We start from the raw sequence: 26,376 nt of genomic DNA, 5'->3' as shown, positions 1-26,376 counted from the left end.
TCAAGCACATCGTTACCGATATGCCTGCATGGCTCGATACCAGGCTCGTGGCTAGCGATTACCTGGGCGGGATTCACACCCGCTAGTTTATGCAGCCTTGCCAGGCCGCAACGGTTAATTAACCCCAACCTGAACTCGCCCACCATTACAAACAGCGGTTGCCCACGAAACAATATTTTTAATTGGCATTTTCTGCCAACCATTTTCTAACAGAAAAGATTCAAGGCTCTCTACGTCTATTGCAATATTATTTTGATGAAGCACTCGAAGAGTTACTTTGATTCGATCCTCATCGCTAGGGTGTAACGCTGTCTTATTGCAAGTGACAGATAAGGACTTAAATGCTTTTTCGAGAGTTTCGTTCATTTGTTTCCTTTTGTTCTAAATGCCCAACGTTACGGTAAGGGACGCGCCGCTAACGAAAGCCAAACGAAGCCACCAAACCTTAATAAAAAACCAAACTCCAAAACCGCCAACGGGCGGCGCGTCCCTTTGACTGACTTGTTGGGCATTTGATGAAGGACATTTTGCCTCGCACCGGAAAAGCCCACAACAGCGCAATGCCACATAACAAGAAAGACACCAAACCCAACAGCCTGATCGCAAGCAACCCAATACCACCCACCACAACAACAGGCAAGAAAAACAGCCTCACTAGAGACGTTAGAAAAACCAATTGCTTGTATGCAAAACACCCTACAAAACCAAGTAAAAATATAGTGCGATATTGGTTTGTAGCCAGACTGGATGTCCAGTTATGCCGCTGGAAGGCAGGATGCTGATTTACTTGACCATTTTTCTGTAAGATAAATGTTGGCTGAACCATCATCTAACCATTCTTGCCAGTGTCCAGTTAAAAGACTTGAATTAATTCGAATTAACACACCAGATTCGTTATAACCGGTTGACAAATTTCCATTTAAATAGATGTTATCGCCTTTTGTAACCCAATGACCTGAACTTGGTACACTTGTACCATACCATGAGCCATCAGGCTTGATACAAATACCTACAGTACTATATGCAGCCCCTGTGCTAAGAATGTAACTGCTGGCCGTCCATTGCCCCGATGGGAAAGCCGCATTAGCAATTGTAGGCAATAAGCTAGCAAGTAATAATATGTTTTTTGATAGTTTCACTTTTTTATCCTCTAAACATTAGTACCGAAGTTCTGCTCGGTATTTGCAGTACGCCTTAAGCAAAGAGCTGCCCAACCTTACGGTAAGGGGGCTACCAGCGTGATTGGCTTGTTGGGCATGGATAAAGGACATTTAGTCCCGAACCCGAAAAACCCGCCACACCGCACTGCCGCATAACGGGAAAGACACCAAACACAATACCGGACAAACAGCCGCCAATAGCACCCGACCGCCTAAACCAAAAAAAATCACAACACACGAATAACGCAGATATCAGCGAGCTGAGTGAAGTGGAGCGAAACGTAGTCCGGCAGGGGCGTTGGGTTAGACATGTTGGCATTGATTACTAAGAGTTTTCCATGAATTCCTCTATCCGAAACTCATTCGTTCCGTATGGGGAATAACCACGTCCTTCTTTGAACTCTTTAAGCAATGCCTCTGCTTCCTCGTTAGTGTTTCGGACTGTGCCATCAACACCTCTCCATCCAGGCACGGGTCGATTGTCGTATTCCTGGAGAATAAACCTACGAACTTTCATCTAAGCCTCTTCTAATTTCAATGATTATCCATGCAAATGCCCAATGTAAAGTAAACACCTAAAAAGGTGTGTCTAATTATCCAGAAATAGGTGTATAACAGCGGCACTTATACTAACAGTTCAAAAGCATATCCCATTAATTTGTTGTTAACAACCTATCCGTTCAAACTGGTTATAAGGATAATGACAGGAAATATTATCTTAAGTAATTGAATTCTGAATGGTGATACCTATGCTGGTAGCCTCCGTTTTGTATTGTACAATATAAAACGGAGGTGAAAACATGAAACCGACGCAAGAAACTTACTCGGCTCTGCAAACGGCCTATGAACATTTCAATCTGGAACTGTTCGGCGGGGCGTTGCCGGAATGCCTTATCACGCTGCAACGGAAAGAACGGCGGGTGCTTGGGTATTTCGGCAGCAATCGCTTTGAGGAAATAGGGAGCGGGCAAAGGACGGATGAAATAGCCATGAACCCCCAGCATTTCAAAAGCCGTGAAATGATGGAAACGCTTTCGACGTTGGCGCACGAAATGGCGCACCAGTGGCAGGCGCATTTCGGTACGCCTTCCAGGAAAGCCTACCATAACGGCGAATGCGCGGTGTCGGCTGACTGTAAGGATTCGTTCGTAAATGGATAGTAGAGCAATATTAGGTCTAAACAATAAGCCTATTCAATCCGTCCGAAATGGATGTCCGATCTATAACTGGTGTACGAAATACATTTAGCTTACTTTTGTACACCACAAAAAGGCATGTCCGAAACCGGTCGGTTTCGGACTAAATAATGCGGTAAAAACGGCGTGATTGTAGGCGGGATGCGGGTTGCAGGCCACTACTATCCATTTACGCACGAATCCTTACGCCTAGCCTATTCCGGCCACCAATAACCCTTTGCGTTGCCACAACCTAATGTCTATGGCAAAGCAATCGTCCGTTGCGCAACTTTTAAAAAGCCTGAGAAAATTAAGCATAACCGATAAGACAATAATGTTATCTTATTATGGCATAATAACCTTATAGCATTATTGCACAATAATCGAATACAACAGGTGATAGCCTTGAAAATTATAGCCATTATTGGACAAAAAGGGGGGAGCGGCAAAACCACCACCGCTTTGGGGCTTGCCGTTGAATCTGTGCGTAGGGGCTTTACCGTGGCCGTCATCGACCTTGACCCGCAAGCCACCGCAACCTACTGGAGCGATCGCCGCGAACTTAAAGACGCGCCCGCCGTAGTGTCCTGCCAAGTCATGCGCTTACGGCAAGTGCTGGACTCCGCCCAGGCGCAAGGTATCCAGCACGTCATCATCGACACGGCGGGAAAAAGCACTGATGCCGCCATTGCCGCCGCCAAGGCCGCGCATAAAGTTCTGATCCCCATCCAACCGCAATTGTTCGACATAGAAACCTTATACAACGTCAAAGAGATTTTGACCTTGGCCGGACACCCGCAAGCCGTTGTCGTCATCAACCGCGCCGCCTCGTTAGGCAAACGCCATGAAGAAACCCAAGAAGCGGTAACGTCAATGGGCTTTACCGTCTCCCCCGTCATCCTCTACCAACGTGCCGCACACGGGGACGCGGGCAATATTGGCCTGACCGCCACCGAATACGAACCCAAAGGCAAGGCCGTACAAGAAATAGCTGCGCTATACGACTACATAAATATAGAATAATTTTCCTATACGGTTAAAATAATATAATCGTATATTTTTATATAGTTACACTAATATATAAACATAACTATATAATCCTATAAAAATATAATCGTATATAAATAAGTTTCTATAAAAATATAAAGCAAAAAAGGAAAAAAACATGACCACAAAAAAGAAAGCCAGTATCAGCGCGGGCCTTGCCGCCGCCGCAGCGGGGCGGGAAACACCGGAAGGCGCACCAGAGAACCTGCCGCCCAAAGGCGACAAAGCCAAGCTGGTGATGATAGGCGGGCAGTTCCGGCCAGAAGTCAGACGCGCTCTGCTGCTGATCCAAGCGGAACCCCAAAACGAAGGCAAAAACCTTAAAATGCTGTTAGGCGAGGCCATTAATGACCTGTGCGCCAAATACAACAAGCCCCAGCCTTATACCGATGAAAACTAAACCGCTTGCAGCCGCTTAAACAAATCGGCGACCGTCACACCTTATTCAACGGGAAAATAGTCGCTGTGAATAGGACTCGGAAAATGACGTAATTGGATGACATAAGACAATGAACACCTATTTTATCGTCCAATGGCTGTTCAAGACATTGATTTCAATTATATATATGGTTTTCAGCCGTCTTGTTTTTTGGCTTTCTTCGCTTGGAGCAACCGCGCCGCCACCTGTTCCACCGATTCGCCAGGGCGGGCGGCCTTTTCGATTTCGGACAATTTCACGCCATAACGCATAGGCTCGCGCAAACGCGGCGCGGGTTTGGGGCTGTCCTCCGCGTCCTTTTTGCCGAAGGAAAACACCAAATGCGTCACCCTCCGTCCTGTCTTGCGTTGCGTCCAGCTTACTTGCAGGTTGGAATGGACGTTGATGTCGTTGACGGCGGGGTCTAGGACACGTTTTTTAAAATCACTCATATCCGTATACTGGTCAGCAATTTCAAAATGCTCTTTTAGCCAATCTATCGCCACTTCCCTATTGCCCGTACTTTGCCATTGCATCAGCAATTCATACAGCCGGATGGCATAGATGCTGGTCATTTTGCCAACATCGGCCAGTTCGTAACGGGTAAACTCCCGTTTTAGCTCACTCAAATACGGCAACATATCTTGCGAGAAACGTAGAATAACCTTACCCTCGTCACTTAAATAACGGATGGAACTGATCCAGCGCATTTTTAAAAGCTTTATTCTCGGACGCTTAGGGTCTGGCTTTTCAATGACCACATAACGGTTAAACAAATTTTCCGCAACCTCAATCAACGCATCATAAGCATTACGCTCCGATACCGAAAAAATACCCGCAAAATCTTTAGCCGATAATTCAAACAAATCCGTTTCCAACAACGCGGCGGCAGAATTAACTTGAGCGATACACGCCAACACCACACGTTGTTCATTCAGGCTTAAACGATAGCCAGCTTCAACCACTTCATTGGCTTTGCACACTGTCAATTTTGGTGCTTTCATGATCATCATCCCATTAAAAACTGACATTGTATATTAATGTCAGTTAATAGGAAGAATTTGTCCGTTTATTGACGCGTATTTTGTCCGTTAATCGTGCGTATTTTGTCCGTTAATCGTGCGTATTTTGTCCGTTAATAGGCTTGCAACACATTGAAAATAAAAACGAATTCAGAGCCTAAAAATATTAAAAGTATTAAAATATACATAAAAGAGATGCAAAAACAAAAATCAATCACTTACAGCGCGTTTTTGAGACAAAAAAGAAAAAGCCTGAAAATGACACGCATGTTAAATCTATTGCATCCTGCATAACGAGATTGATGGTTTCCCATCCTGAACATAAAAATTAATCTCATGGACGTGAAAATGCCAGCTATTTGCGGTTATGGTGATGTCATAGACATTAATCGAGCCGACAACGCCGTATTTAAGCTTAAGGAGCTTAAATCTTCGCCTACCCCTAGGAAGATCCTCAGCAGAAATAAAACGCCCCAGAACGTCGATTAAGGCATCATTTGCGGTATTGGCAGCCGTACGGGTGAAAAAAGAAAACAATGGTCGCTATCACAAGCGTGGGGAACTATGATTATAGTTTTATATAAATTTAATCGTATTGTCGTATAAGGACAATTTTAGCCATGCGGTCGGCTTAGTAAAAATTTTGTCTTTTGTAAGAACGGTACGTCTCAACCCCGAAAATAAAGGCAAAAGTCAGGCACATTATCGGGAACAAGTAGGGAACAAACGGAAACTGAACCTGAACCAGTAAGGAAGCGACCAATACGCTAGGCGGCTGATAATACATTGCCCCTATAAGCCCATACAAACCGCCATAAAGAAATAACACGGTCATTACCGCGCCCGCTTCCCACCATATATCCACCAATTCCAACAGGGAATCCAAAAAATCCCCTATCAATGAAGTTTGTTTTCTTCTCGCCATTGCCTTGTTCCTCTGTCGTTAAGTGATCATTTAAGCGGTTAATACCCGTACCCATCACCTTTTCGGTTTGTTGTGGACATAAAAAACGCCCAAACCTTAGGTATCAGGCATTTAGCTTATTAGGGATTTAATCCCTAGTCAATAGCTCACTCAAAAAACATTTTTTTCTTTGGCTCCATCTTAAATTTTGAATTAACCACATCCCAAAACTTATCCAGCTGCTTTGCTAAGGAATAGCCGATTGATTTTTTAGAAAGCTCGGTTTCTTTCGGCAACACTTTCTTAAAATCCAGCGATAAAATGCGTTGGTGGCGGCTATACACTTTGGAGGTGGTGGTTATGCGGATAACCCGCCACCCATACAGCCTTCCCAGCATTACAGCCCCTATCGCGCCGGACAGATGAGAAACATCGCCCACATATTCAGCCGCCACTTTGTCCAAATGCGCTAATAGCTCTGGATCAGTCATCATTTTTTATCCCCGTTAAACCATTCGTCATATCAGTCATGTTGACAAGAAAAAAGCCCTTACCCGCACACAAGACCGTAAAAAAGCGGTGAATGAAAATGCGCGGCTTACCTAACCGGCGGAGGTGTGTGCAAATAAGACCTTTGGTGCGCGTCTTCTAACCCGCAGCGCGAAGCGGGGATTGTCTTATTGTCCTGATGGAAAAAAGGTGATGGTCAGTCCTGGGTCTCTGTCACAAAACGGCAGAAACGCTTCCTTATTCGGCTCCCATTCAAGAAAAACCCTCGATAACCCCCTGCTTAAAAAAATCCGTAGTCCGCATAGGACAAGGGGTTTATGGATATTTTGGAAACTGTTTATGTTTTTACATAAACAGTTTCATACCCTGCGCGTCACCAAAAAATAGCCGATAAAGGCCATCATTTTTAATTTTGCCAAGGTCACGAGCAGGTAAAAACAGGCGCAAAGCGGCGTTTTTACCGATAGGGATAGGTCTGAATTTTTGCCATGCTTTGACAAGCAGGCGGCTTTGAAACGATGCAAAACACCGTTACAGCTAATGGCTTATAGCTAGCATATACGCCATTTTTTATGTTTGAAATTACGGCAAGCCGCGTTGTTTTAAATCGCAGTAAAACTGCTTTGTTTAGATTTACAGCAAAATGCTGCTTTGTTTTTTGGGTGGTGTCAGCGGAATCCTTCCATCATACATAATGACCTTGCTTAACCCGTTTATTCGTCTTTTTAAGTGCTGAACTGGCACTGCCTAATGAATCCTACCTGGAAACACGATATGCGGGGATGATTTTCACCTATATTTTAATGGCTGTCAAAATGTCTGTTTCATGGGCGTATCGGCTCGAATTATGCCAAAAAAGTGCCAGTTTTTGCGCTTCTCATCGGCGATAATTCCAGTAAAATAGCCATAAGGTTGGGGCGTTAAACAAGCCGTTATTGCCGTGGCGGCAACCTTATTTTTTATGCTTTTATTTCTTGGTGGATGTTGATGATGTTATGCGATAAGAAACTTCAATGGATAACGGTCTGGTTTTTGATGCTCGTATCAAACGCGGTGCTGGCAAGCGGAACAAGTTATCAAATGCCCTTAATCCCCGGCCTGTCAGGTTTCGACGCGGAAAACACCCCCGCCCTTATTTTTAACTTGCCTTCCGAAACGGCAAGGTATAAATTTGTACTACCTCTTAATACCGATAAGGCACACCATGACCAGCAAAGCCGTGAAAATGGACGACGCGACCTACGACCGACTCAAAGCCCTGGGCGCGGCGCGGCAACGGTCGCCGCATTGGCTAATGAAAGAAGCTATCCGCCAATTCCTCGAACGTGAGGAACAGGCCGAACACATCCGGCAAGACACCCTAAGCCGTTGGGCGAATTATGAAGCGACCGGCGAGACCGTGCCCCACGAAACCGTAGGGGCATGGCTGCAAACGTGGGGAACAGAAAACGAGGCCAAGTGTCCGATCAACGTCGCTTAGTCTGGTTCCCAGAAGCCCTGGCCGACCTCCGCCGCCTTCAAGATTTTGTGTTTGCTAACAATCCGACCGCAGCGGCGAAAGCGGCCAAACGGATACTTGAAGCCGCCGCCAAACTCCGCACCCATCCCTTCCTGGGCCGTCCGGTCGAAGACATAAGCCATCACGAGTTTAGGGATCTTTCTGTCGCCTTCGGGAAAGCGGGCTATGTGCTGCGTTACGCGGTGACGGACGATGCCGTTATCCTGATGAAAATATGGCACTCGCGCGAAGACAGAACCCCAAGCCACTAAACAAGCTTGATGCCTGCTTGCGCTTGCCGTTTTTGGCGATTAAAAACCGCCCCGCTGCATTGGAAATTATTGCCGTATAAAAAAATATGGATATATCATTATTGTCCTATACGAATATACGATTATTTTATTATACCCCTCTATTCAAGCCGATACGGTACGCTTAAAGCGGTCACGATAGGCCTCTACTCGGCTAGGCGTAAGGATTCGTACGTAAATGGATAGTAGTGGCCTGCAACCCGCATCCCGCCTACAATCACGCCGTTTTTACCACCTTATTTAGTCCGAAACCGACCGGTTTCGGACATGCCTTTTTGTGGTGTACAAAAGTAAGCTAAATGTATTTCGTACACCAGTTATAGATCGGACATCCATTTCGGAAGGATTGAATAGGCTTATTGTTTAGACCTAATATTGCTCTACTATCCATTTACGAACGAATCCTTACGGTCAGCCGACACCGCGCATTCGCGGTAAGTATCGAATCAAAGCCGCCTCTGTCGCGGCGGCGGACAAAATGAAAAGCGTGGTCGCTTCGGTATCGGGGGAACGCCCGCTATTGATAAAGGGCGCGGAGGCGGACGAGTGTCCCTTGCGTGAAAAAGTGCATTACGAGAAATTGCCCCACCCGTTTCCTACGCATAAAAACTCAGTAAAGGCTATCGAGTTGATGCACCGCCTGGACTGTGAGCGTTATAAAGCGGATTTTGATTATGAGACCATGAAGTCCATGTACGGTGCTGAGATTGCCGACAGCGTCTTTCACAAATGACGGCGGACTCGTAAAACGCTGGCCGTCTATTCGGGCGCGTTCACGGTGCGCAGGAAATCCGTTGGCCGTATGACGGGAATGCCTTCGTATTCGACCAGGTTCAGCAGATGGCGGTCGCCTGACACGATCAGGTCGGCGCGGCCTTCGACGGCGCAGGCGATGATATGGTTGTCGTCGGGGTCGTCCGGCACGGCATCGGGAACGGTACGGGGAACGACCAGGATGGAAACCCCCGCCAAAACGCGGATACGCTCTTGCAGCAAGGGTTCAGGCCAGTGAAAACGGTTACGAAGAATCCGAGCCGTTTCCGTGATGATGGCCGGAGAGATAAGGAGTTGATACGTCCGTTCGCGAGCCAATAACCATAAGGGGGCGAGTTTTCCTTCGGGCTTGTTGAAAGCGGAAACAAGGACATTGGTATCAAGGACGACGTGCAGCTTGTCGGCGTTTCTGGCGTTCTTCATGGATAATGTCGTTAACTTGTTCTTCTGACGTGATACCGAAGGATTTTGCCCGTTCCGCCCCGTAATCGAGCAGTTTATCGTCCAGTTCGCAAAGCTCTTTATAGCCCATCGGACTGTTTTTCTTTTCTTCGACGGCATCGAAAATAACCGTCTCGACCCAGGCGTCGAAATCGGTTTCAAAATCGGGCTTCTGTTTTTGGGGCGACTTTCTGGACGCTTGATAAAAGCGGAATATCCGACGAAACATTTCGCTCTTGGTGCTTTGTTCTTCGCGCGCGAGCCGCTCGAATTCTTCCGCCATTGTCGGCGGCACGGTAAAGGCTATATTCTTGCTGATGCGTGTCATGAGCATAAACCCAACAAAATAAAACTTAATTGTACTCTTACCTTAGCACGGACGCGAAATCTGTCAAATCCTAGGCGTAGAAGTACGCAACGATTTTTTCATTTTGAGGACATAAAGGGTTCGGTAACCTATTTACTATGAACGATGGGTAAGTTTAAACAAACGATAATAGTTATAGTGGAATTAAGCAAAACCGTATTGCGCCATATCGCGTTTACGAGTTGTGGCTTTGTTATCTGAAATATTAAGTCCATGTAATATTTCCGTCAGAGTCAATTTTTGTTGAGTTATCAACGCAGAGCGCACTGGGTATTCCTAGAGAATTAATTTCTACAATTTTAACTTTAAAACAACGGTCTGGGCGATAAAAACTGTGATAAGACTCTGGCTTTATTACAATACATTCTGCACCATTTCTATTAATACTAGGATACAACATTCCGTCAACGAGATTATTTCCATTAATATAAAATTGTCCAATTGCAATAGTTCCTTTGTATTTATGAGACTCATCATCTCTAACAATCTTAGTAATTTCATTCACCAAGAAATTATTAATAGTAGTATATCTTTTTTTGTTATCCTCTGTTACCAATTCTTTATTCAGAAAGGTTCTATTTTTCATAATAAATTCAAGGCTATGATTTTGTTTTGTCATTAATTCTCTGATTCCAACTTCCATAAATTTAGGTACATTCATTGAATTAATTAGCCTGCTTTCTAAAATGGTTATCTCATCACCTAGTCTTGGACGTACTTCTAACAAAGCTGTATCGTGATGTGATGCCCCATAAAAAAGACTCTCTCCGATGTTATTTAACCGTCCAAGAGTCGTTGGATTTTTTGGGTAAATAAGTTCTTCAGTATTTTTAAATAATGCTTCGTCAATATGCTTACGCGCCCTAAATATCACTGGGCACTTCCAAACTAGTGTTTGTGTAACAAAATGTTTAATAATTAATCTTAGTAACTTGTCTGCATCCTCAATAGAAGCAGTTTTAAAATTCAAAGATTGATATGTCTTTATTGTGTTTTCTAAGTCTGCGTAGCTTAAATTTGAAAGCTGTAAATGTTCCATGTAATACCTATGGATAAACGTGGTCAGAGTAAAATTAATTTTGTCTAATTTGTGAGTTTTCTGTGCCGAAAATTTAACATACGCCACTTATCCGAAAACAGTGGCAGTTTGCGCAAATCTTGTCCGTTAACGCTGATTATCTCCACTGATTGCATTAACATCTCTCAGGTTGCTTTTGAAATGGGCTACACATCCCCGAAAAAGTCCTTGAACCGCCCTGCGGCCATGTCGGTGTATTTCACGGTGTTGTGGATGTTCTTATGCCCCATGTAATGCTGGATGCTTCGGGTGTCATGCCCGTCGTTGGCGAGCTTGAAGCCGCACCCGTGCCGGAGCATGTGCGGGTGGACGGGGAACGGCAGTCCTGCCGCCGCGCCAAGGCGGGCGAGCATTTTCAGGAATCCGGCGGGGGACAGGGGAGTGCCGCGCTCGGACTGGAACACATACGGGGAAAAGGGGGTTTCGCGGCGCAGTCGGCGCAACGCCCGCAATTCGTCGCCGCGTAGCGGGTGGGTGCTGGGCGTGCCGTTCTTGCGGCGGTTGACGTGCAGCAGGGCGTGGGCGAAGTCTATCTGCTCCCATTTCAGGGCGCACAGCTCGGACACCCGCAAGGCGTGTCGGTAGGCCGTCAGGATGGCGGTCGCGTCGCGGTGGCCGTGGCGGTTGGCTTTGGCGGTCTTCATGAGCAAGTCCACCTCGGCGGGGGTGAGGTGTTCGCGGCTGCGGCGGTCGCGGTTGGGGATGCGTTTCGGCGGGACTGTCCCAAAAACGGGGGGCGGCGTGTCGGTCATGGGGGTTGGTTTTAGCGGCCTGTAACCCTTACATTAAAGCACACTGTCCCATTTATGGCTATTTTTGGGACAGTAACGAAGCCGCCGAACCTTGATAAACACCGAATTTCAAAACCGCCAACGGGCGGCTAGTCCCTTTGACCGACTTGTTAGGCCGGGTAATGCCCTCCAAAGCCGAGTCACCACCAACCCAAATAAACTGATTTGTTTCGATGTGCGACGAACACCAAACTTTACCATCCTATTTGAATAAACCTTGGCAACATTTTCTAAATTTCCTGCCACTTCCACATACACAGGGATCATTGTGATGTGTATGATTAACGATGATTTTTGGAGTGATTTGTTGTTTTTCAGTTTCTAGCTTTGAAATGGTGTTCGCATCTTCGGGAAGCAAGGCTATCATTCCACCAGTAACTGGGTATTTTGTTTTGATGCTATATAATTCAGCCTCAATGTTAACCAAACGCTTTACATCCTTCGCAGATGACAAAGCTATATTCTTCGAAGGTAAGCGAGACATTTCATCTGAATAATCAAAAGTAATTCCATCATCCCGCACAAATAATATTTTTTTATCATCGTATTTGTTTGGTGTGACGTCAATATATTGTTCATTGCTCTTAACCACTGCATGACCAATACAATCTATTAAGACTTTATTCCAGATTGAAACAGCCCATCCAAACACAACTTCGCCTTCATTCTCTTCTACATATCGCTTTGCATTAATAGCACATTTGTTTACTAACGCCCATGATGGAGGTACAACATTTACAAATACTGGCTCACTGTCGGATGCAAGACGACAGGCACTTCTCACGCTAGATGTAATATCTCTTGGTGTTTGAACAAGTATTAGTTGCATATATGTTTTTCTCTATTGAAGCCTAACGTTACGGTAAGGGGCGTGCCGCCAGCGATCAAAAATAACAAACTTGCGGTTAAATAAACGATACTGACCCCATTAATTTATTTGCAATTATGGTTCGAATGCTGTTCCGTTCAACGCATCGACAATGTATGTTTTTTGCGCCTCTCCTCCGCCATACGCAATGCAAGCAACCTCATACTTACCTGAGAGTTCTAGCGGAAGTATATGGACAATTTTGGCGCACAAAAAACCGTTTAAGTTGAGTCCAGATTGCACCATCTCCTGGATTTTATTCTGTGGCATTACATTCACTATATCTTCAACTTTGGCTTGCTTTCCTGCTGCACGTCCGAAAAATACGGTTAGCTCCTTCTTCTGTTTAACCGAAAGATCCGATGAATAAGCTGTTGAGGCAGAGGCATTAGTATTCCCATTTTCCTTTCCCTCATCAACCACCGGCATCTCTATACCATTTTTGATGTTTTTTTCAGTTTTATTTTGTCCATTTTCATCCCACAGCGTCATTAATCCATCAAATTTACCTTCTTTGATATGTGCTACACCTTTTTTATTTCCATTTGGATAATAGGTTTCATATCTACCAGTAAAAGGTTTATCTTCATTTGGTAAATAAAAAAGATCATCTATAACAACTGGGTCTTCTGTAGTGACTCGCTCTTTCAATTCGGTATTTTCTAATTTATCTATTGGTTGAATACTTTGGATACTAGAATCAGATGAATAAGGGTAGTTTTGCAAAAACTCTGTTCTTGATGATAGCTCGGCAATCACACATTGTTGAAAATCATGTGAAATTGTTACAAGGAGTTTTCCTTTAGCAGGTATTCCGCATTGAGGTGGATAGTGTTTAAGCCATTTTCTTTGGTCATCAAGTAATGCTTTTTTTTGAGCAATGTCCAAACGTGCTCGGGTAGCAAACCATGCTTTTTCGTGGATTTCGTTTGCTTGCATAACTTGTGGGCTACTACAAATAACAAAGTCAACTGGTAGAAATGCCTTAGTGCAATCGAATGCCCATACTTGAGAATATGTTGACATTGAAAACACTGCTAGAAATATGTAAGCCTGTTTTTTCATGAGATTGATACCATTTGTTTTATAAAGCCTAACGTTGCGCCCAAGGGCGGCGCGTCCACTTTGACCGACTTGTTGGGCTGGATGATGGATAGTTTGCCTCATACCCGAACGCCCCATTGCACCGTAGAGCTTCACAACACGGAAAGGGGCTGCCCGCGTGATTGCTTACAGCGAAGCCGCTTACCTGTGAAAAAAAACTGACTTTAACTGCCGGAACGGCGGGCAGTCCCTTTGACTGACTTGTTGGGCATGGATACAGGATATTTTGGCTCGAACCCGAAAAATCCGCCACACCGTACTGCCTCATAACAGGAAACCAACCAACCCCGCCAGACTGACAAAACCCGACAGCAAGCAATACATAACTCTAAACTCAAACAAGTTCAGGCATAGTTAAGTAAACTAATCTAGAAATATCCTTCGGATTTATTTTTGAAAAATTCTGTAACCTACTCTTTACCGCTCTTGGAGCTGTTTTTGTTTCTTCAACAGTCACATCCCCCAAATATGTATATTTAGTATCTCCGCTATTTCTTAAAAAGAATTTAATCGGATATTTGACTCCCGATAAATCCCTACCTATTTTTTTAATCAGAGTTCCATTCTTTACGAGCATTATATTAGGTTCAAGGAAATTAAAACCTTCCTCAACGCACAAAGCCACGAACTTATTTTCTTTATTGTTTTTTAAAATTGAGCTTCCATCCTTCACACCAAGACTTTCTTTAATATCACCAAAAAAGTACTCTTCGCTCACTTCAAACATTTATCTGCCCGCCTTTTTGCCCAACGTAAAGTAAACACCTAAAAAGGTGTGTCGAATTATCCAGAAATAGGTGCATAACAGCGGCACTTATACTAACCGTTCAAAAGCATATCCCATTAATTTGTTGCTAACAACCTATCCGTTCAAATTGGTTATGCACACATACTAAGGAAATGACAGGAAATATTATCTTAAGTAGTTGAATTCTGACTGGTGAGCCGATGCGGGTAGCTTCCGTTTTGTATTGTACAATACAAAACGGAGGTGAAACCATGAAACCGACGCAAGAAACCTACTCGGCTCTGCAAACGGCCTATGAACATTTCAATCTGGAACTGTTCGGCGGGGCTTTGCCGGAATGCCTTATCACGTTGCAACGGAAAGAAAAGCGGGTGCTTGGATATTTCGGCAGCAATCGCTTTGAGGAAATAGGGAGCGGGCAAAGGACGGACGAAATAGCCATGAACCCCCAGCATTTCAAAAGCCGTGAAATGATGGAAACGCTTTCGACGTTGGCGCACGAAATGGCGCACCAGTGGCAGGCGCATTTCGGTACGCCTTCTAGGAAAGCCTACCATAACGGCGAATGGGCGGACAAAATGGAAAGTATCGGCCTGATGCCGTCGAATACCGGAGAACCGGGAGGCAATAGAACCGGACAGCAAATGACGCACTATATCGTCCCTGGCGGCTTGTTTGAGAGGGTTTGCATGGGGTTGTTGTCCGGCGGTTTCAAACTGGTATGGGGCGAGATCGTGGCGGAACTGGAGGGCGGCCAAGGGGGTGGGAACAGAGGCGGAAACGGCAAAAGAAAGGCGACGCGGGTCAAGTTTACCTGTCCGGCTTGCGGGGCGAACGCCTGGGGCAAGCCGGACTTGAAACTGATATGCGGCGGATGCCTTGTTCCCATGGAAACGGAAACCTGAAACGCTCGCATTCGAGCGTTTCATATACCCCCGCTCTAAACTGAGGGCGGGGCTTTTTATTTCAAAAGCCGCTGGTGGGATTGAAACCGTCTATGTCGTGATTGTCGAAGGCGAAGTTTTTGAACTTGGTGAAGTCCTGTGTTTCGCTGTCATAAATCGCGTATCCGGTCGCCTTGCTCCTGGCCTGGAAAAGGCCTTCGTTGGCCTCCTGTAGCGTGGCGTATTTCTTCGACCAGGTGAGTTTTTTCTTTTTGTCCCTGAAAATCACGATGTATCTGTCCTGCGCTTCCTTCTGCATAGCGTGGCGTTATGGGTTACGCTTTAAGCATACACCGACGGATATGAAGAAAAGATAAAAAAATTATGAAATTTGCATAAATATCAGTTTGTTGGTAAAAATAAGTTGTCCTTTTGGACAACCAAACAGCAAGGGAGCCGTCTTTCAGACGGCTTTCTTTTTTGTCTTTTCGGGTAACGCCGACAGCCGCCGCGCCGTTACTTGACGGCTTTCCTTTCCCGATATACTGTGAATTTATCGGTTTTGCCCTTCGTTTCCAGTGCTTGCCATAAATGGGGTCGCGCTGGTTTTTCAAACGTTGGAATTCGGAGGATAAGACCATGAGTAACGAAGAGGATAAAACGGGCTGGCTTGATTTCAAGGCCATCAAGGCGGCGGCTAATGTCGGGGCGGTCGTTCGCGGCCTGAAACTGCAAGAGGTCGTCAAGGACAAAGGGGGCGAATGGATAGGGTTTTGCCCGTTCCATCCTGGCAAGGGCAAGGCCGACTCGTTCCACATCAGCGAAGGCAAGAAGGGCTACCATTGTTTTTGCTGCAAGCGTAAGGGGTCGATCATCGATTTCGTGAAAGACTACGCGCCGCTGCTCGGCGGGGAAACGATTGACCTGCGGGAAGCGGCTTCGCGGGTCGAATCCTGGACGCAAAGGGAGCTGGCGATGGCGGAAAAGGACGGGCGCGGGGAACGGGAGCGGCAAGAGCTTGGGGAAATGGACGCGGCGGCCATTGCCGAAAAGGCGGGCGCGGCGGCGGTGCTGAACGTCCCCAACGCGGGAGACTTGGCACTTCTGGTCGATTTCGCGGAAGCCTGCCGGCTGGTCACGTTCGGTCGCGCCCGTGTCACGGATTTCGTGGCCGTGCGGGTGGACGTGCTGACGGCTTTGGTGTCTCGATTGTCGCCACGGATGCAAGCGGAAGCCATCGACGCAAAACGTAAAGAAGACGGCAAGGCTTAAGCCTTGCCCAAGGGGTGTTATACACGTTATAGCACCCTTTTTTGTTGTCCTCATAAGCGCAAACCCCACCTATTTTTGGGCAGGGTTGCGCTATCCAACGCATGAAGCACGGCCACCCGCAACCGCTTTTTTTGGTGGTCGTCTTTGCTTCACTTGCTACGCCCTCCGAACACGGGGCGGCGGCGGTTGCGCTGCGCCGTAAATGGCCGCCGTGGTCTTTCGGCGTACCCGCCACAGATGCTTTGCTGTATAGCGTGGCGACGGGGGAACTTTCAGGATAGCACGGGGCGAAGCCTTACGGCAAAAGCTCACACGATGGAGAAACGGCCTTCGGGGTCGGTGTCGTCATCGTCGGTCGCGGTCGGCGCGATGTTGGTCGGCTTACTTTTGGCGTTTGTGTTTTTGACTTCCTCAAAGTTCTTTTGGTTGTCTTGTCCGCCGCTGGCCGCGCCGTATTTGGTGCGCGAAAAGCCCGTCAGTATGCCGCGCCATTCTTCGCGGGAATAGACGGTCGTCTCTTCGGTTTTGCTCCACTTCATGGTCAGCGGGATTTCTATCGGCTTGTAGTTCTCGAACATGGTGCGAAGGATCATGCCCCGCTTGTTCCTGGGCGTGGACAGGAAGAACTCGTGAGGCTCAAGGTTCTGCAATATGCTGGCGTTGGTCGTGTCGCGGTCGTCGCGCACCCGCATGGTTTCATAGTCGATGGACTTGATTTGCAGTTCCTTGGCGAAAAAGCCCGCGTCTTCGCTTGGCCGTTCCATGATGATTTTCGTCCCCGAATTTCCGATGATGGTCGAGAGCAGTTCCGGCGGGATGTTGGCGGTGACCTGATGCGCGAGCGTCACGCTCATTTTGTATTTTCGCGCGCGGTTGAACAGGTCGATGAACGATTTCGCGCTGCTGCCCGCGTAGGTCTGGAACTCGTCGATGATGAGGTGGTAGGGAAGGCGGTCTTGCGGCTTTTGCGAGTCGCGGGCTAACAGGGTTTGCAATACCATCGACGACAAAAGCTGTCCCGTGACTTCGGCTTGCAGTCCTTTGAGCCTGGAAAGGTCGAACAGGAATATGCTTTTTTGCCCATTGAGGGCTTCTGGGAAGTCGAAAGAGGCGCTGGCTAGGGTAGATGATAGCGGCGGCACTGAAAACGCCTCCAGGCGGCGTATAAGGGCTTCTGCGCTCTTTTGGTACTGGCTGCCTTTCGCCCCGTAAGTGTCGCGCCACCATTCGCGCGTGTCCGCGTCCACGCTGCGGTTGGCGATGACGGCATGGCGGAAATCGGGGGCGGCCTTTAAAAGCCGACGTAAGTCTTGCAGGTTCGCCCCGGGGATTTGCAAAAGCGTGAAGGTGCATTTGAACAGGAGCGTCTTCATGCTTTCGGTCATATCGCTGAACGCCGCTTCCAGCGTCGCGTAGACTTCGCCCGCCCGCTCGAAAAGCAGTTCGCCTTTTTCGAGCGTGAAGGGGTTGACGCTGATGACGGGCGTTTCGCTTGATACGGGGTCGAAATGGATGACATCGGCGGCGCGGCTGGGCGGGACGCAATCCAGCACGGCCTCGAACAGGTCGCTTTCGGGCGACATGACGATGACACCCTGTCCGGCCTGGATGTGCTGGGATATGAGGGTCTTGAGCAGGGTGGTTTTACCCGAACCCGTTTTGCCGACGATGTAGGTGTGCCGGAAAATGTCGTCGTCGTAAGTGGCGACGCAATCGTAGGCGGATCGTATGGGGTAGGCGATGCCTCGGTAGTCCGTTCCGGCAAGCGGTCTGCCGTACACGATGCCGCCACGGCTTCTGCCCATGACCGCGAGCGCGCGGTCGGTGCAGTCGAGGCGGAGATCGTCGCGGTATCTTTCAAACTCCCGGTGTCGGTACACGGAGCGGTTTTCGATGAGGGAACGGAGCAGGATTTCCTTGGCGACTTCCTCGGTGAAGCCCGATGCCGGAAGCGGCGGAAGCCTGTTCGCGCGGCGCGAATCGTTTTCCGTCTTGAGGTCTTCTTTGTACCATGCCTTGCACCATTTCAGGTTTTCATCGGTGATCGCTAAGTCTTTGGGGTGAATATCATACGGCTCGGAAAACACCGATAAGAAAAACTGCTTCAATGTGCCGTATGGCACGATGGCGAGTTGTTCGTCAGTCAGGGTCATGAACTGCTGGGCGTGCTTGTCCGCGAATTCGCTCGGCCATGTGTCGGGGCGGTTGTTTTTCTCGTACTCGAAAAAAAGTCTCGTTTCCTGCCCGTTGACGGCGCACAGCAGGTCGATGAACGGGAGCAGGTGGGGGCGCGCGAGGGAAAGCGTTTCCTCGCCGCCCAGGGCTAAGTGTTCCGTCAGTATGGGGTAGAGGCTTCTGGCTTGGTTTTGTACGAATCGGTTGAGTAATCGGCGGTTTTTTTCCTGTATTCGGGTAACGTCGGAAATGATGAGGGGTACGACGTGCTTGGCGATTATCTGGAGGGGATAGGAAACGGCGACGCTTATTGCGAAGATCGCGAAAATCATCCAGCTTAAACGATTATTTATCATTTCAAAGCTATCGCCTTGGCTACGGGGCGGGATATGTAGTACCTCAAAAATATCGTTGTAGAAATAAAAAAATAGGTATGCGATGAATAACGCTAATCCACAGATAGAAAAACATATAAAACCAGTCTCAAGCTCCTTTCTGTCTATATCCTCGTCGCCTGTTTTATCGGTATTGAACGTATGCGACAACCTCACCCAAAGGGAGGCGATGGAAAAACCGATTATTCCTGATATGCAAATCGACTTGGTGTCCCATGGAAACAAGTGGATTTTTAATAAAGATGCCGCTATGAACCAGGTGACGACGGCGGCGACCCCCGCCATTCCGCCGAATATGCAGCGACCGAACGTGTTCTTGACGGCCGCTTCTATGATTTTGTCCGAAATACGTTGCATTTCCACCCCCGTTCTTGTTATTCGTCGTAAATGGCGACTTTTACCATACCGGATATTTTCGTGTCCTGCCACTTTTTCAATGCCGAGCCTGACGCGTCTTTCGGGAGCGTTTTTTGTTCTTCGGCTATCGGCGCGTATTCTTTCCCGCGCAAGTAGGCCGCCGACAATGCGCCGCGCTCGTTCACGTCGGTCAACCCCGCGTACAGGAACATTTTGTACCGCGCCTTGTGGCTTTCGTCGCGGACATTGAGCGAATCCAGGAAGAGGTCGTCCCGCCGTCGGTTCTGGGGGGTGATGGTCAGCACGCGGAAGCCCGCGCGGGCGGTGTCGCGCAACCCCAACAGGTACTTGCCGTTGTAGCGGGCGATAAGGTCGTCGAAACGCCCTTGCTGGTGGTAGGCCATATAGCCGAACAGCTTTTGGCGGAATTTGGCCGCCGTCGCGGTGTTGTTGTCGAATTCCAGGAAGTAGAACAGGTGCGCGTTGCTTTGCCTGTGGCGAAGCGCGAAAAAAGCGTCGGGGTTGAAGTGGAGCTTTTGCGTTTTCGCGCCCGTTTCGGGATCGGGCGCGTAGCCGTCGAGGTGTTCGCCGATTTCCTTGGAAAACGGGCTGGTTCTTTCCCAGAAGGCGAGCGTCCAGGTGTCGCTTTCGGCGGTCTCGTTTTCGAGGGTGAAGAAGAAGTCGGTGATGCCCAGTTCGTGGGACAGGTAGAGCTGGGAATATTCGTCGTTTTTGTTGTAGCTCGGAAGCTGGCGCACGAAGTCCTCGAAAGCGTCCGTCTGGCCGTTTTCTTCGAGATAGGTTTTGAGTTTATTTTGATTGCTTTTTGCAAAATAGAAAACGCCTGTCGGGTGCGCTTTTTCCTGGCCTCGGATTTTCGGGTGGAAATAGACGCGCGATAAAAATCCGGCGGAAAGGAGTTGCGAAAGTCGGATGGTCGAGTTGGTCGGTTTGGTTTCGCCGAAATATTTTTTTTGCATGTGCTTGGCGGTGACGAATTTGAACCGCGCCGCGTCTTGCAGCATGGACAGGTCTCGGCGGGTGAGTTTGAGGTTTGGCGCGGCGGGCTTAGGCTTACCCGCCGCCGTTGTTGTTTTTGTGTTCATAGTTTGTCTGTTAGGTTCTGCCCACGTTTTGGGCGGTAGCCCGAACTCCCTTGATTGGGTCAATCGCCAGGTCGTCTCATATATTTTTTGTCTTCTTGCTAGCGCAAGGAAGCCAAAAAGGTAAATGAGTAGGGCGATAAAGCAAGGGAGTTCGGGCTGTAGCGGTCAGCGGAAGCCCAAAACGTGGGCAAATTAGTTGTTTTTAGTCTAAAGTTGTTAAGTTGACTAAATTTAGTCTAGTACGCCTGTCTTGTTCTGTCAAAAACAGGAAAAAACAACAACTTCCACGTCATATGTTTCTATGGTGGTGTAATTGCTTGCCTAGACGAGTGTTGTTGTTGTTTTCTTGTTTTAACATGTTTTATATGTTTTCGGATGGCGAAAAGCCTTATGTGGCGCGGTTTTTAGGCTCCTATGGTGGTGTAATTGCTTGCCTATGGTGGTGTAATTGCTTGCCTATGGTGGTGTAATTGCTTGCCTATGGTGGTGTAATTGCTTGCCTATGGTGGTGTCTATTTTGACAGCACCACTAATAGGTGATAATGTTGGGGTGTTATTTATAATTACACCACAATGATTGAAATGAGCGAAAAGACGCTAGTTGTACAACACAATGCTTTAGTTGAAGCTCGTTATAAAATGACAATTGAAGAACAACGTGTTCTTAAAACCATAATTTCACAAATACACTCGTATGATGAAGATTTTAAATTATATGAAATTAGAGTTTTAGATTTAGCTAGATTGATTGGTGTTTCAGATGAGTACTATTATTCTCGGATAAAAAGCCTTTTATCAAAATTACGAAAAAGTACATTATTGATTGTTGATGAAAATGGCGACTCAGTGGAAACGGGTTGGCTATCATCAATAACATATAGACAAGGAAAAGGGGTCGTTGCAATTCGTTTTGACCCTATTCTTAAACCATATCTATTACAATTAAAAAGCCTTTTCACATCTTATGAATTAGGAAATATACTACGTCTGCGGGGTATGTATTCTATTCGCATATATGAGTTGTTGAAGCAATATGAAAAGATTTCAAAAAGGGAGTTTTCTCTTGATGAATTTAAAAAAACATTACATATTGATAGTGAATATGCTCAATATAGGGATTTAAAAAAGTATGTGCTTATACCTTCTGAAAAAGAAGTTTCCAAAAATACAGACATTTCATTTTCAATTGAAGAGAAAAAACAGGGAAGAAAAGTTATTGGTTTGACTTTTCATATTAAAAGTAAGAAGCGATTACAGGTAATAAGCGGAGAAGAAAATAATTCGGATAATATATCTGTAGATCAATTAAATACAAAAGCTATTTTTTATGAAAAACAGGTAGAAGAAATAAAAGAAGAGCCTAAAAATGCTTATATACAGCAATTGGTTGACCTGGGCGTTACTTCCGCCGTGGCCGTTGATTTAGTGGCGGAGTACGACGCGGAAAGAATAGAACGTTGCATTTCCCTTACGAAAGAAAATAGTCATGTGAAAAATCAGGCCGCTTATGTCGTGGTCGCTATCCAGAGGGGTTTTATTGACCCCAAGGCCGAGGAAAAAGCCAAAGGGGCGGAATTGTTGCGGTTGGCCGAACAGCGCGAACAGTTGAAGAAAAGCTGGGAAAAAGTGAAAGCGCGGTATGAGGATTGGAAAACCCGCGCCGTGGATGCCGCTTTGCAGGAAATGGCGACGGCGGAGATCGAAGAATACAGGCGGCAGTTCATGAATTCGCAAAAGGGTGTGATGCGCGACGCTATCAATAGAAGCGAAGAGTCCAAAAAGCGGCATTTTCTGCTGTATATGAGGGGGAAACTGTCACTCGATAGTCTGGATGTCTGGGCGCTAAAAAACGCCGTGGATTTGTCGGCGTTTCCCGATGATATGCGGCGTTGATTGTGGCTACTTTCCCCAGGTCGCCATGAGATCGTTTATATAGGCGTTTTTGGTTTCTGGCGGCAGTTCCGAATAGGCGCGTAACATGACGGCCAAAAGCTGGGGATAGGTGAGGCGGTCGGTTTCGGCGGCTTGGGATATTTGTTCGCGGAAGTCGGGCGAAAGCATGACGTTGAATTGTGCGCTGCGTCCGGTGCGCCTTAAGGTGCGCCCGTCAACCTTTTGCGACGCGACGGGTAGCGGCTCGGATTCGTTCAGCGTGTGCCGCGTTTCCGTCGGTTTCGGTGGTTCGCCTAAACTGTACTTAGGGGTTTTGGTCTTCATAGGGCTGTCTTTCTAAAATATGAACTAGGGTATATGTAAAACTATAGCATAGTACAAACTATCTTATAGCTAAAACTATAAGCTAGTTTGTTTTGTCAGGCGTTTGATGATGTTTCCCATAAGTTCGTCAACGGTTTCGTTGAGGGTCGGAAAGTTCGTTTCCAGCAAGGTTCGCCCCATGTTCTGAGCCATTTTGTATCCCGCTTTGTCCTGGATTATGCCGTCTAGCACGTCGTAACCCGTGCGGCGGATATATTCCAATGCTTGCGAAGCTTCGGCTTCGGTGGTGATGCGGTTGAGGGCGAAGACCATTTTTTCGTAGGGAATGCCTTTGGCCTTGAGTTCGTGAAACAGTCGGACGGCTGGCGTGAGGTCGTCCAAAGTGCCGCTGGTGGGCTGTATGATAAGGTGCGCGGCTTGCGCGAGTTTGTAAGTATCGACGCTTGAACGCCCTGGCGTATCCAAAATGATAGCGTCGAAATTCGGAAGCATATCGACGGTGTTTTTTAACGCCTCGTCAACGGTGCGGAAGATTTCAACGGATGCCAACGAATCCCCGCCGCTTTGCAAGCGTCGCCTGTACCAGTCAACGGTGGTGGTTTGCGCGATGTCCAGGTCGCACAGGCGGACGCGATAGCCGCTTGAGGAAATGGCGACGGCCAAAGCCCTAGCTATCGAGCTTTTTCCTACCCCGCCCTTTGTTGAAAGTATGCCTATGATGTATGCCATGTTTTTCACTATACCATAGTTTAAACTATTTTATAAATTAAACTATAGACTAGTTTAAACTATATACTATTTAAAACTAGCCTATAGTTTTTGTCTTATTAAAAAGCCCCGCGCTTTGTGCGGCGGGGCTTTTGGTCAGTATTCGCTAGGCAGCAGGATCGTCGTGCATGACCTGTCGGCTTCGGTGATGACCCATATTTTCACGCCGTCGCCGAGGCGGTAGCTTGAGAATACGCGCGAGCCGTTCTTCAGTGCTTCGCGGTTGCTTTTCTGGTCTTCCGCCTCCATGTCCGACCAGTCGCAGGACAGGTGTCGGTCTAGCAGGGTGCTTGGTTCGATGCCAAGCGTTTCGAGGGTTTCCAGTGCGCCCGGCGTTGCGAGCGTTTGCCCTAGCGGGAAAGGTTGTTGTGCCATGTCTGATCTCCATAATTCCTGCCGCCACCATTGGCGGCAGGAACATAGAGGCCAGAACCGGACGGACACCGCGCATTCGCGGTAAGATATGCCAGAACCGGATACGCGCTTGGTTTCGCCTGTTTTCAGTGGCGCGTAACGGGATGATGAGGTGATAAATCGAGTATAACAACCAGGAGAAATCTATGCCAACGTCACTGTTTCTATCGGCCTTCAATCGAATCAAAGCCGCCGCCGCTTCGGTATCGGGGGAACGGCAGCTATCGATAAAAAGCGCGAAAGCCGACAAGCCCCCTTTATCGGCGGAGGAACTGGAGCTTGAAAAAGCCTATTACAAGGAAATTATCGATAACCTGCCGCCTCCGCATAAGAATTCGGCAAAGGCTATCGAGTTGATGCGCCGCGCGAACTGTGAGCGTTTTAAAGCGGATTTTGATTATGAGACCATGAAGTCCATGTACGGTGCTGAGATTGCCGACAGCGTCTTTCACAAATGACGGCGGACTCGTAAAACGCTGGCCGTCTATTCGGGCGCGTTCACGGTGCGCAGGAAATCCGTCGGCCGTATGACGGGAATGCCTTCGTATTCGACCAGGTTCAGCAGATGGCGGTCGCCTGACACGATCAGGTCGGCGCGGCCTTCGACGGCGCAGGCGATGATATGGTTGTCGTCGGGGTCGTCCGGCACGGCATCGGGAACGGTACGGGGAACGACCAGGATGGAAACCCCCGCCAAAACGCGGATACGCTCTTGCAGCAAGGGTTCAGGCCAGTGAAAACGGTTACGGAGAATCCGAGCCGTTTCCGTGATGATGGCCGGAGAGATAAGGAGTTGATACGTCCGTTCGCGAGCCAATAACCATAAGGGGGCGAGTTTTCCTTCGGGCTTGTTGAAAGCGGAAACAAGGACATTGGTATCAAGGACGACGTGCAGCTTGTCGGCGTTTCTGGCGTTCTTCATGGATAATGTCGTTAACTTGTTCTTCTGACGTGATACCGAAGGATTTTGCCCGTTCCGCCCCGTAATCGAGCAGTTTATCGTCCAGTTCGCAAAGCTCTTTATAGCCCATCGGACTGTTTTTCTTTTCTTCGACGGCATCGAAGATAACCGTCTCGACCCAGGCGTCGAAATCGGTTTCAAAATCGGGCTTCTGTTTTTGGGGCGACTTTCTGGACGCTTGATAAAAGCGGAATATCCGACGAAACATTTCGCTCTTGGTGCTTTGTTCTTCGCGTGCGAGCCGCTCGAATTCTTCCGCCATTGTCGGCGGCACGGTGAAGGCGATATTCTTGCTGATGCGTGTCATGAGCATAAACCCAACAAAATAAAACTTAATTGTACTCTTACCTTAGCACGGACGCGAAACCTGTCAATAGCCGATGTAAATGAAACGAACATAGCTTTTTGATATTCTATGTATGACGTTTTTAACTGTTGTTAAGTAATACAAATTGACATACAAAATAATAAGTTTATTATATGCTCTTAATGTATTTCATAATAACATACAGGATATATATAAATGTCAGTCTCAACACACATTAAGAACCTCATCAATAGCTCTTCTGACTCTCAACTTCTTTCCGTGCGTATTCCTAGCACTACCGTAAACCTTATCGACGAACTAGCTTCAGAACTAGATAAAACACGTTCAGATTTGATAATAACCTTCATTCATGGTGGAGTTGAAGAGCTTGAAAAACAACTTTCTGAGACCAGAGCCAGAGAAACGCCTTCAGAAATTGAAAGCTCTGAACGAACTAACAGTGACGTACGCTACTTTATGCTCAATACAAACTACAATAATTCTGAAGCAGATCATTACACCATGCTAGAGAATGAAGAGGCATCCGCTTTCTATAGTGACTGGAAGGAAAAAATAGCCAACTTACACGAAAATGATGTTGTTTTTCTTTACCAAAGTCGCAACGGTATTTGTGGTTATGGTTTCGCCGACAAAGAGCTAATTATGCGAGATCATGAAGGTCAAAAAAACGAGTGTTACTCCAGAAAACTTAACAAGTTTAAACGTGCTACTAAACCAATTACAGCTAAAGCCTGTAGAGATGCAACGAAGTCTAATTTGAATTTCCGTATGACAATGGTTTCATTAACCAAAGAACAAGGTGAAGCCTTAATTGCTAAGCTAAATTCTTAATATGGGGTTAAGTGTGGGTAAAAAAGAATACGCCTAGCCTAATGTTCAAAAATTCAGGATTTTTATTCACACATCCCCGAAAAAATCCTTGAACCGCCCTGCGGCCATGTCGGTGTATTTCACGGTGTTGTGGATGTTCCTATGCCCCATGTAATGCTGGATGCTTCGGGTGTCATGCCCGTCGTTGGCGAGCTTGAAGCCGCACCCGTGCCGGAGCATGTGCGGGTGGACGGGGAACGGCAGTCCGGCCGCCGCGCCCAGGCGGGCGAGCATTTTCAGGAATCCGGCGGGGGACAGGGGAGTGCCGCGCTCGGACTGGAACACATACGGGGAAAAGGGGGTTTCGCGGCGCAGTCGGCGCAACGCCCGCAACTCGTCGCCGCGCAGCGGGTGGGTGCTGGGCGTGCCGTTCTTGCGGCGGTTGACGTGCAGCAGGGCGTGGGCGAAGTCTA

At 47.4% G+C, this 26,376-nt stretch carries 33 protein-coding genes and 1 pseudogene; 13 read left to right on the top strand and 21 right to left on the bottom strand.

Annotated elements, in window-relative coordinates; all coding sequences use genetic code 11:
* Positions 1–114: 114 nt before the first annotated feature.
* Positions 115–366, bottom strand: coding sequence for a DUF1889 family protein (locus AADEFJLK_RS22275; RefSeq protein WP_103975844.1), 252 nt, complete (start codon positions 364–366; stop codon positions 115–117).
* A 389-nt stretch (positions 367–755) separates the two neighbouring features.
* Positions 756–1,139 (bottom strand): hypothetical protein, encoded by a 384-nt coding sequence (locus AADEFJLK_RS24195; RefSeq protein ID WP_146054709.1) that lies wholly within the window; start codon positions 1,137–1,139, stop codon positions 756–758.
* An 821-nt stretch (positions 1,140–1,960) separates the two neighbouring features.
* Here AADEFJLK_RS24195 and AADEFJLK_RS22265 point away from each other — a divergent pair.
* The 3 genes from AADEFJLK_RS22265 (at position 1,961) to AADEFJLK_RS22255 (ending at position 3,782) form a co-directional block, all read left to right on the top strand.
* A complete protein-coding gene (locus tag AADEFJLK_RS22265; protein ID WP_103975842.1) occupies positions 1,961–2,320 on the top strand; it encodes a SprT-like domain-containing protein in 360 nt (119 codons plus the stop codon).
* A 420-nt stretch (positions 2,321–2,740) separates the two neighbouring features.
* Positions 2,741–3,358, top strand: a complete 618-nt coding sequence (locus tag AADEFJLK_RS22260; protein ID WP_103975845.1) for an AAA family ATPase — start codon at positions 2,741–2,743, stop codon at positions 3,356–3,358.
* 142 nt (positions 3,359–3,500) lie between these two features.
* The gene (locus AADEFJLK_RS22255; RefSeq protein WP_103975841.1) at positions 3,501–3,782 is read left to right on the top strand and encodes a ribbon-helix-helix domain-containing protein; all 282 of its coding nucleotides are present in this window, start codon (positions 3,501–3,503) and stop codon (positions 3,780–3,782) included.
* A gap of 173 nt (positions 3,783–3,955) precedes the next feature.
* On the opposite strand, the gene AADEFJLK_RS22250 is transcribed toward AADEFJLK_RS22255, so the two are convergent.
* The 3 genes from AADEFJLK_RS22250 to AADEFJLK_RS22240 form a co-directional block, all read right to left on the bottom strand.
* Entirely contained in the window at positions 3,956–4,804 is an 849-nt protein-coding gene (locus tag AADEFJLK_RS22250) for a replication initiation protein (protein WP_170065227.1), read from the bottom strand.
* A gap of 649 nt (positions 4,805–5,453) precedes the next feature.
* A complete protein-coding gene (locus AADEFJLK_RS22245; protein WP_103975839.1) occupies positions 5,454–5,747 on the bottom strand; it encodes a hypothetical protein in 294 nt (97 codons plus the stop codon).
* 146 nt (positions 5,748–5,893) lie between these two features.
* Positions 5,894–6,220, bottom strand: a complete 327-nt coding sequence (locus tag AADEFJLK_RS22240; RefSeq protein ID WP_103975838.1) for a hypothetical protein — start codon at positions 6,218–6,220, stop codon at positions 5,894–5,896.
* A gap of 1,220 nt (positions 6,221–7,440) precedes the next feature.
* On the opposite strand from AADEFJLK_RS22240, the gene AADEFJLK_RS22235 reads away from it, so the two are divergent.
* From AADEFJLK_RS22235 to AADEFJLK_RS22225, 3 genes are all read left to right on the top strand, one after another.
* Complete coding sequence (locus AADEFJLK_RS22235) at positions 7,441–7,716, top strand: CopG family ribbon-helix-helix protein (protein WP_103975837.1); 276 nt, start codon at positions 7,441–7,443, stop codon at positions 7,714–7,716.
* Positions 7,695–8,006 carry a type II toxin-antitoxin system RelE/ParE family toxin gene (locus tag AADEFJLK_RS22230; RefSeq protein ID WP_170065226.1) on the top strand — a complete coding sequence of 104 codons (312 nt, stop codon included), beginning with the start codon at positions 7,695–7,697 and terminating at the stop codon, positions 8,004–8,006. Before AADEFJLK_RS22235 ends, AADEFJLK_RS22230 begins: the two co-directional genes overlap by 22 nt.
* Before the next feature lie 517 nt (positions 8,007–8,523).
* Entirely contained in the window at positions 8,524–8,778 is a 255-nt protein-coding gene (locus tag AADEFJLK_RS22225) for a hypothetical protein (protein ID WP_103975835.1), read from the top strand.
* A 26-nt stretch (positions 8,779–8,804) separates the two neighbouring features.
* Here AADEFJLK_RS22225 and AADEFJLK_RS22220 read toward each other — a convergent pair whose 3' ends face one another.
* From AADEFJLK_RS22220 to AADEFJLK_RS22190, 7 genes are all read right to left on the bottom strand, one after another.
* On the bottom strand, positions 8,805–9,242 hold the full coding sequence (locus AADEFJLK_RS22220) for a putative toxin-antitoxin system toxin component, PIN family (protein ID WP_170065223.1): 438 nt from the start codon (positions 9,240–9,242) through the stop codon (positions 8,805–8,807).
* A complete protein-coding gene (locus AADEFJLK_RS22215; RefSeq protein WP_170065222.1) occupies positions 9,199–9,588 on the bottom strand; it encodes a ribbon-helix-helix domain-containing protein in 390 nt (129 codons plus the stop codon). Before AADEFJLK_RS22215 ends, AADEFJLK_RS22220 begins: the two co-directional genes overlap by 44 nt.
* Before the next feature lie 244 nt (positions 9,589–9,832).
* Complete coding sequence (locus AADEFJLK_RS22210) at positions 9,833–10,666, bottom strand: RES domain-containing protein (RefSeq protein WP_103975834.1); 834 nt, start codon at positions 10,664–10,666, stop codon at positions 9,833–9,835.
* A gap of 185 nt (positions 10,667–10,851) precedes the next feature.
* Positions 10,852–11,457 carry a tyrosine-type recombinase/integrase gene (locus tag AADEFJLK_RS22205; RefSeq protein ID WP_103975833.1) on the bottom strand — a complete coding sequence of 202 codons (606 nt, stop codon included), beginning with the start codon at positions 11,455–11,457 and terminating at the stop codon, positions 10,852–10,854.
* A gap of 241 nt (positions 11,458–11,698) precedes the next feature.
* Positions 11,699–12,325, bottom strand: a complete 627-nt coding sequence (locus AADEFJLK_RS22200; RefSeq protein WP_103975832.1) for an SEC-C metal-binding domain-containing protein — start codon at positions 12,323–12,325, stop codon at positions 11,699–11,701.
* A 114-nt stretch (positions 12,326–12,439) separates the two neighbouring features.
* The gene (locus tag AADEFJLK_RS22195) at positions 12,440–13,531 is read right to left on the bottom strand and encodes a hypothetical protein (protein WP_146054708.1); all 1,092 of its coding nucleotides are present in this window, start codon (positions 13,529–13,531) and stop codon (positions 12,440–12,442) included.
* Between the two features lie 271 nt (positions 13,532–13,802).
* Positions 13,803–14,195 (bottom strand): hypothetical protein, encoded by a 393-nt coding sequence (locus AADEFJLK_RS22190; protein WP_103975830.1) that lies wholly within the window; start codon positions 14,193–14,195, stop codon positions 13,803–13,805.
* Positions 14,196–14,467: 272 nt separating this feature from the next.
* On the opposite strand from AADEFJLK_RS22190, the gene AADEFJLK_RS22185 reads away from it, so the two are divergent.
* Positions 14,468–15,121, top strand: a complete 654-nt coding sequence (locus AADEFJLK_RS22185) for a SprT-like domain-containing protein (protein ID WP_103975829.1) — start codon at positions 14,468–14,470, stop codon at positions 15,119–15,121.
* Between the two features lie 61 nt (positions 15,122–15,182).
* Here AADEFJLK_RS22185 and AADEFJLK_RS22180 read toward each other — a convergent pair whose 3' ends face one another.
* Positions 15,183–15,419, bottom strand: coding sequence for a hypothetical protein (locus tag AADEFJLK_RS22180; RefSeq protein ID WP_103975828.1), 237 nt, complete (start codon positions 15,417–15,419; stop codon positions 15,183–15,185).
* Positions 15,420–15,739: 320 nt separating this feature from the next.
* Here AADEFJLK_RS22180 and AADEFJLK_RS22175 point away from each other — a divergent pair, with 320 nt between their 5' ends.
* Together AADEFJLK_RS22175 and AADEFJLK_RS22170 are read left to right on the top strand one after the other, a co-directional pair.
* Entirely contained in the window at positions 15,740–16,372 is a 633-nt protein-coding gene (locus tag AADEFJLK_RS22175; RefSeq protein ID WP_170065225.1) for a CHC2 zinc finger domain-containing protein, read from the top strand.
* Between the two features lie 101 nt (positions 16,373–16,473).
* The gene (locus AADEFJLK_RS22170; protein WP_103975826.1) at positions 16,474–16,653 is read left to right on the top strand and encodes a hypothetical protein; all 180 of its coding nucleotides are present in this window, start codon (positions 16,474–16,476) and stop codon (positions 16,651–16,653) included.
* Positions 16,654–16,680: 27 nt separating this feature from the next.
* Here the strand turns inward: AADEFJLK_RS22170 and AADEFJLK_RS22165 are convergent, their stop codons facing one another.
* On the bottom strand, positions 16,681–19,299 hold the full coding sequence (locus tag AADEFJLK_RS22165; protein WP_103975825.1) for a type IV secretory system conjugative DNA transfer family protein: 2,619 nt from the start codon (positions 19,297–19,299) through the stop codon (positions 16,681–16,683).
* Between the two features lie 17 nt (positions 19,300–19,316).
* On the bottom strand, positions 19,317–20,405 hold the full coding sequence (locus AADEFJLK_RS22160; RefSeq protein ID WP_103975824.1) for a replication-relaxation family protein: 1,089 nt from the start codon (positions 20,403–20,405) through the stop codon (positions 19,317–19,319).
* A 573-nt stretch (positions 20,406–20,978) separates the two neighbouring features.
* Here AADEFJLK_RS22160 and AADEFJLK_RS22155 point away from each other — a divergent pair.
* Positions 20,979–22,298 carry a replication initiation protein gene (locus AADEFJLK_RS22155; RefSeq protein WP_103975823.1) on the top strand — a complete coding sequence of 440 codons (1,320 nt, stop codon included), beginning with the start codon at positions 20,979–20,981 and terminating at the stop codon, positions 22,296–22,298.
* Positions 22,299–22,304: 6 nt separating this feature from the next.
* Here AADEFJLK_RS22155 and AADEFJLK_RS22150 read toward each other — a convergent pair whose 3' ends face one another.
* The 3 genes from AADEFJLK_RS22150 to AADEFJLK_RS22140 form a co-directional block, all read right to left on the bottom strand.
* Positions 22,305–22,622 (bottom strand): hypothetical protein, encoded by a 318-nt coding sequence (locus AADEFJLK_RS22150; RefSeq protein ID WP_103975822.1) that lies wholly within the window; start codon positions 22,620–22,622, stop codon positions 22,305–22,307.
* Positions 22,623–22,697: 75 nt separating this feature from the next.
* Positions 22,698–23,351: a ParA family protein gene (locus AADEFJLK_RS22145; RefSeq protein WP_103975821.1), complete on the bottom strand. Its 654-nt coding sequence runs from the start codon at positions 23,349–23,351 to the stop codon at positions 22,698–22,700.
* 135 nt (positions 23,352–23,486) lie between these two features.
* A complete protein-coding gene (locus tag AADEFJLK_RS22140) occupies positions 23,487–23,765 on the bottom strand; it encodes a hypothetical protein (RefSeq protein WP_103975820.1) in 279 nt (92 codons plus the stop codon).
* Here AADEFJLK_RS22140 and AADEFJLK_RS25310 point away from each other — a divergent pair.
* A complete protein-coding gene (locus AADEFJLK_RS25310; RefSeq protein WP_211299313.1) occupies positions 23,759–23,920 on the top strand; it encodes a hypothetical protein in 162 nt (53 codons plus the stop codon). The two genes, AADEFJLK_RS22140 and AADEFJLK_RS25310, sit on opposite strands and share 7 nt — an antisense overlap.
* A gap of 30 nt (positions 23,921–23,950) precedes the next feature.
* The gene (locus AADEFJLK_RS22135; RefSeq protein WP_103975819.1) at positions 23,951–24,262 is read left to right on the top strand and encodes a hypothetical protein; all 312 of its coding nucleotides are present in this window, start codon (positions 23,951–23,953) and stop codon (positions 24,260–24,262) included.
* Between the two features lie 26 nt (positions 24,263–24,288).
* Here the strand turns inward: AADEFJLK_RS22135 and AADEFJLK_RS22130 are convergent, their stop codons facing one another.
* Both AADEFJLK_RS22130 and AADEFJLK_RS22125 read right to left on the bottom strand, forming a co-directional pair.
* Positions 24,289–24,726: a putative toxin-antitoxin system toxin component, PIN family gene (locus AADEFJLK_RS22130; protein ID WP_170065223.1), complete on the bottom strand. Its 438-nt coding sequence runs from the start codon at positions 24,724–24,726 to the stop codon at positions 24,289–24,291.
* A complete protein-coding gene (locus AADEFJLK_RS22125; RefSeq protein WP_170065222.1) occupies positions 24,683–25,072 on the bottom strand; it encodes a ribbon-helix-helix domain-containing protein in 390 nt (129 codons plus the stop codon). Before AADEFJLK_RS22125 ends, AADEFJLK_RS22130 begins: the two co-directional genes overlap by 44 nt.
* Positions 25,073–25,288: 216 nt before the next feature.
* On the opposite strand from AADEFJLK_RS22125, the gene AADEFJLK_RS22120 reads away from it, so the two are divergent.
* The gene (locus AADEFJLK_RS22120) at positions 25,289–25,924 is read left to right on the top strand and encodes a hypothetical protein (protein ID WP_103975816.1); all 636 of its coding nucleotides are present in this window, start codon (positions 25,289–25,291) and stop codon (positions 25,922–25,924) included.
* Between the two features lie 66 nt (positions 25,925–25,990).
* Here AADEFJLK_RS22120 and AADEFJLK_RS26155 read toward each other — a convergent pair.
* Positions 25,991–26,376: pseudogene (locus AADEFJLK_RS26155) on the bottom strand (tyrosine-type recombinase/integrase); the annotation flags it as partial.

The organism is Methylovulum psychrotolerans (assembly GCF_002923755.1).
GTDB lineage: Bacteria > Pseudomonadota > Gammaproteobacteria > Methylococcales > Methylomonadaceae > Methylovulum > Methylovulum psychrotolerans.
The sequence above is the reverse complement of the archived record's forward strand: the minus strand, read 5'-3'. Positions and strand labels throughout refer to the sequence as shown.

What these genes read in the sequence shown, in the direction of transcription:
- AADEFJLK_RS22275 (WP_103975844.1), bottom strand. Translation starts at nt 366, where the DNA reads ATGAACGAAACTCTCGAAAAAGCATTTAAGTCCTTATCTGTCACTTGC.
- AADEFJLK_RS22265 (WP_103975842.1), top strand. Translation starts at nt 1,961, where the DNA reads ATGAAACCGACGCAAGAAACTTACTCGGCTCTGCAAACGGCCTATGAA.
- AADEFJLK_RS22255 (WP_103975841.1), top strand. Translation starts at nt 3,501, where the DNA reads ATGACCACAAAAAAGAAAGCCAGTATCAGCGCGGGCCTTGCCGCCGCC.
- AADEFJLK_RS22250 (WP_170065227.1), bottom strand. Translation starts at nt 4,804, where the DNA reads ATGAAAGCACCAAAATTGACAGTGTGCAAAGCCAATGAAGTGGTTGAA.
- AADEFJLK_RS22245 (WP_103975839.1), bottom strand. Translation starts at nt 5,747, where the DNA reads ATGGCGAGAAGAAAACAAACTTCATTGATAGGGGATTTTTTGGATTCC.
- AADEFJLK_RS22240 (WP_103975838.1), bottom strand. Translation starts at nt 6,220, where the DNA reads ATGATGACTGATCCAGAGCTATTAGCGCATTTGGACAAAGTGGCGGCT.
- AADEFJLK_RS22235 (WP_103975837.1), top strand. Translation starts at nt 7,441, where the DNA reads ATGACCAGCAAAGCCGTGAAAATGGACGACGCGACCTACGACCGACTC.
- AADEFJLK_RS22225 (WP_103975835.1), top strand. Translation starts at nt 8,524, where the DNA reads ATGAAAAGCGTGGTCGCTTCGGTATCGGGGGAACGCCCGCTATTGATA.
- AADEFJLK_RS22220 (WP_170065223.1), bottom strand. Translation starts at nt 9,242, where the DNA reads ATGAAGAACGCCAGAAACGCCGACAAGCTGCACGTCGTCCTTGATACC.
- AADEFJLK_RS22215 (WP_170065222.1), bottom strand. Translation starts at nt 9,588, where the DNA reads ATGACACGCATCAGCAAGAATATAGCCTTTACCGTGCCGCCGACAATG.
- AADEFJLK_RS22210 (WP_103975834.1), bottom strand. Translation starts at nt 10,666, where the DNA reads ATGGAACATTTACAGCTTTCAAATTTAAGCTACGCAGACTTAGAAAAC.
- AADEFJLK_RS22205 (WP_103975833.1), bottom strand. Translation starts at nt 11,457, where the DNA reads ATGACCGACACGCCGCCCCCCGTTTTTGGGACAGTCCCGCCGAAACGC.
- AADEFJLK_RS22200 (WP_103975832.1), bottom strand. Translation starts at nt 12,325, where the DNA reads ATGCAACTAATACTTGTTCAAACACCAAGAGATATTACATCTAGCGTG.
- AADEFJLK_RS22195 (WP_146054708.1), bottom strand. Translation starts at nt 13,531, where the DNA reads ATGAGGCAAACTATCCATCATCCAGCCCAACAAGTCGGTCAAAGTGGA.
- AADEFJLK_RS22190 (WP_103975830.1), bottom strand. Translation starts at nt 14,195, where the DNA reads ATGTTTGAAGTGAGCGAAGAGTACTTTTTTGGTGATATTAAAGAAAGT.
- AADEFJLK_RS22185 (WP_103975829.1), top strand. Translation starts at nt 14,468, where the DNA reads ATGAAACCGACGCAAGAAACCTACTCGGCTCTGCAAACGGCCTATGAA.
- AADEFJLK_RS22180 (WP_103975828.1), bottom strand. Translation starts at nt 15,419, where the DNA reads ATGCAGAAGGAAGCGCAGGACAGATACATCGTGATTTTCAGGGACAAA.
- AADEFJLK_RS22175 (WP_170065225.1), top strand. Translation starts at nt 15,740, where the DNA reads ATGAGTAACGAAGAGGATAAAACGGGCTGGCTTGATTTCAAGGCCATC.
- AADEFJLK_RS22170 (WP_103975826.1), top strand. Translation starts at nt 16,474, where the DNA reads ATGAAGCACGGCCACCCGCAACCGCTTTTTTTGGTGGTCGTCTTTGCT.
- AADEFJLK_RS22165 (WP_103975825.1), bottom strand. Translation starts at nt 19,299, where the DNA reads ATGCAACGTATTTCGGACAAAATCATAGAAGCGGCCGTCAAGAACACG.
- AADEFJLK_RS22160 (WP_103975824.1), bottom strand. Translation starts at nt 20,405, where the DNA reads ATGAACACAAAAACAACAACGGCGGCGGGTAAGCCTAAGCCCGCCGCG.
- AADEFJLK_RS22155 (WP_103975823.1), top strand. Translation starts at nt 20,979, where the DNA reads ATGATTGAAATGAGCGAAAAGACGCTAGTTGTACAACACAATGCTTTA.
- AADEFJLK_RS22150 (WP_103975822.1), bottom strand. Translation starts at nt 22,622, where the DNA reads ATGAAGACCAAAACCCCTAAGTACAGTTTAGGCGAACCACCGAAACCG.
- AADEFJLK_RS22145 (WP_103975821.1), bottom strand. Translation starts at nt 23,351, where the DNA reads ATGGCATACATCATAGGCATACTTTCAACAAAGGGCGGGGTAGGAAAA.
- AADEFJLK_RS22140 (WP_103975820.1), bottom strand. Translation starts at nt 23,765, where the DNA reads ATGGCACAACAACCTTTCCCGCTAGGGCAAACGCTCGCAACGCCGGGC.
- AADEFJLK_RS22135 (WP_103975819.1), top strand. Translation starts at nt 23,951, where the DNA reads ATGCCAACGTCACTGTTTCTATCGGCCTTCAATCGAATCAAAGCCGCC.
- AADEFJLK_RS22130 (WP_170065223.1), bottom strand. Translation starts at nt 24,726, where the DNA reads ATGAAGAACGCCAGAAACGCCGACAAGCTGCACGTCGTCCTTGATACC.
- AADEFJLK_RS22125 (WP_170065222.1), bottom strand. Translation starts at nt 25,072, where the DNA reads ATGACACGCATCAGCAAGAATATCGCCTTCACCGTGCCGCCGACAATG.
- AADEFJLK_RS22120 (WP_103975816.1), top strand. Translation starts at nt 25,289, where the DNA reads ATGTCAGTCTCAACACACATTAAGAACCTCATCAATAGCTCTTCTGAC.